Genomic DNA, 2,712 nt, shown 5'->3' on the forward strand with positions numbered 1-2,712 from the left:
CCGACCCCCCCCAAAGTGATCTTTTCTGTCTTCACACCCGGCGCGGGGGGGGGCGGGGGGCGGGGGGGCCCCCCCCCGCCGCGGTGGTCCTCGCCGGTGTCGGCGTCCTCACGGTGCCGACGGCCTCGGCAGCCCCGCTGGGGACGGCGAAGGTCGACCCGGGCCAGGGCACCGACGAGACCAGCATCGACCTGACCACCTCGGCCGCCTGCCCGGCGCCCGCCACCAACGTCCTCGTGAAGGTGACCGGCAAGGGCTTCCCCGCCGAGGGCAAGAACGTCGTCGGCAACTCGCCGCTCACCACCTACCCGCAGGACCCGAACGGCGCCGGCTTCATCGTGCCGCTCACCATGACCATGCGGGACTACGCCAACGAGGCCGGGTTCAGCACCCTGGAGGGTCGCTACGACCTGACCATCGTGTGCCGGAAGGCCTTCGGATCCGAGACCTTCGGCGAGTTCACCGGGTCCCTCTGGTTCACCTCCAACACCGTCTACCAGGACACGGACCCGGGCGGCACGAACCCCACGGGCACCCCGTCGGGGACGCCTTCCGGTACTCCGTCGGGCACCCCCTCCGGCACCCCGTCCACCACGGCGACCCCCACCCCGACCGACTCGGCCTCGCCCTCGCCGAGCACGACCGCCACCGGCGGTGACACGGTCGGCGTCTCCACCAGCATCCCGCCGAACGCGTCCCCCTCGACCACCGATCCGGCCTCCTCGGGCGGTTCGTCCACCGCCGGCGGTTCCGGTTCCGGCTCGGGCGGCGGCAACGGCGGTGGCGGTCTCGCCGACACCGGCTCCGACCCCGTCCTCCTCGGTCTGCTCAGCGCCGCCCTGGTGGTCACCGGCGCCCTCGCCGTCCGGTGGGCCCGCCGGCGCGGACTGATCACCTTCGGCAACAACTGACGTACGGAGCACACGCGATGACAGCCACCTCCACCCCGGTGGACGTGCGTCCCGCCCCCGCCGGGCCGGGGAGGCCAAGTGCCTCCCCGGCCCCGGCACCGGCCGGGCCCGCACCCCGCACCAGCCCGCTGTGGGCCGTCGGCGGGGCCCTGGCCATCCTCGGCGCGCTGCTTCTCGGCTTCGTCGCCGAGGTCGGCCCGCTCGGCCACGTCCGCCACGAGCGGGACCGCCGCGTCGGCTACGCCGAGGTCCGCGGCTCGCTGGCCAACGCCACCACCCCGATCGGCGCCACCACCGAACCGGGCACGCCCATGGCTCTCCTGACGATCCCCCAGCTGGGTCTCAAGGAGGTCGTACGGGAGGGCACGACCGCGGAGGTGCTGGCCTCGGGCCCTGGTCACCGGCGCGACACCGTGCTCCCCGGCCAGGCGGGCAACAGCATCCTGATGGGCCGCCGGGCGGGGTACGGGGGCCCGTTCGCGCATCTCGTGGAGCTCCTGCCCGGGGAGAGCTTCAAGGTCACGACCGGTCAGGGCGAGCACACCTACCGGGTGCTGGGCGTCCGGCGCGCCGGCGACCCGCAGCCGCCCGCCCTCCGGCCCGGGACGGGCCGGCTCACGCTGATGACCGCGACCGGCTCGCCTTTCCGGCCGACCGGAGTCCTCCAGGTCGACGCGGACCTGATCTCCACACCGCAGCCGGGCGCCGTCCCCGCCTTCCGCTTCGGCCGGGTCCCCGCCGACGAACTCCCGCTCGCGGGGCAGCCCTCGTCCTGGATCCCGCTGGTCCTGTGGTCGCAGGCGCTGCTGCTCGCCGCCGCCGGTCTCGTCTGGGCCCGGTCCCGGGTGCCCCGCGCGCACGTCTGGCTCGTCGGCTTCCCGGTCCTGGTCGCGCTGGCCCTCGCGGCCGGCGACCAGGCGGCCCTCCTCCTCCCCAACCTCCTGTAAGGACAGTCGTGGCCTCCCACCTGGACGCACGTTCCATCTCCGCCTGGTTCGGGACCCGCAAGGTCCTCAACCGCGTCTCCCTGACCATGCCGGCCGGCATGGTCACCGCGCTCATCGGCCCCTCGGGCTGCGGAAAGTCGACGTTCCTGCGCATCCTGAACCGGATGCACGAGCTGATCCCGGGCGCCGAACTCGCCGGCGAGGTGCTCCTGGACGGCGACGACATCTATGCGCGCGGGCGCCGGCTCACCGAGGCCCGCCACCGCATCGGCATGGTCTTCCAGAAGCCGAACCCCTTCCCGGCGATGTCGGTGTACGACAACGTCACGGCGGGTCTGAAGCTCACCGGGACCCGCGTCGCGGCGAGCGACCGGGACGCGCTGGTGGAGGAGTGCCTGACCCGGGCGGGCCTGTGGAAGGAGGTCCGCGACCGGCTGCGCCAGCCGGGCGGCGCGCTCTCCGGTGGTCAGCAGCAGCGCCTGTGCATCGCCCGCTCGCTGGCGGTCCAGCCGCGCATCCTGCTGATGGACGAGCCGTGCTCGGCGCTCGACCCCACCTCCACGCGGCGCATCGAGGAGACGATCCGGGAGCTCGCGGACGAGGTCACCGTCGTGATCGTGACCCACAACATGCAGCAGGCGGCCCGCGTCTCCGACCAGTGCGCCTTCTTCCTCGCCGGGCAGGCCACCCCCGGCATGATCGTCGAGCACGGCCCCACCGAGGCCATGTTCGGCAGCCCCCGCGACCAGCGCACGGCGGACTATGTGGAGGGCCGCTTCGGCTGACGGGAGCGCTCGGAACGCGGCACCGGTGGGGGGCGGGGGGGGGGGGCGGGGCCGCCCGGGGCGCCCCGC

The 2,712-nt window shown here is 74.4% G+C and carries 3 protein-coding genes; all 3 read left to right on the top strand.

Features of this window, described 5'->3' with window-relative positions; genetic code table 11:
- The first annotated feature begins 83 nt into the window (after positions 1 to 83).
- From ACFVZW_RS26410 to ACFVZW_RS26420, 3 genes are read left to right on the top strand one after another with little or no spacing between them, the layout of a single operon-like run.
- On the top strand, positions 84 to 911 hold the full coding sequence (locus ACFVZW_RS26410; RefSeq protein WP_384525943.1) for a hypothetical protein: 828 nt from the start codon (positions 84 to 86) through the stop codon (positions 909 to 911).
- Positions 912 to 928: 17 nt separating this feature from the next.
- A complete protein-coding gene (locus tag ACFVZW_RS26415) occupies positions 929 to 1,858 on the top strand; it encodes a sortase (protein ID WP_384525946.1) in 930 nt (309 codons plus the stop codon).
- Positions 1,859 to 1,866: 8 nt separating this feature from the next.
- Positions 1,867 to 2,643, top strand: coding sequence for a phosphate ABC transporter ATP-binding protein (locus ACFVZW_RS26420; protein ID WP_384525949.1), 777 nt, complete (start codon positions 1,867 to 1,869; stop codon positions 2,641 to 2,643).
- Positions 2,644 to 2,712: the final 69 nt, after the last annotated feature.

Source organism: Streptomyces sp. NPDC059567, assembly GCF_042735655.1.
Taxonomy (GTDB): domain Bacteria; phylum Actinomycetota; class Actinomycetes; order Streptomycetales; family Streptomycetaceae; genus Streptomyces.

Excerpts from the sequence above, each read along its gene's own strand:
- ACFVZW_RS26415 (WP_384525946.1), top strand. The coding sequence starts at position 929 with ATGACAGCCACCTCCACCCCGGTGGACGTGCGTCCCGCCCCCGCCGGG.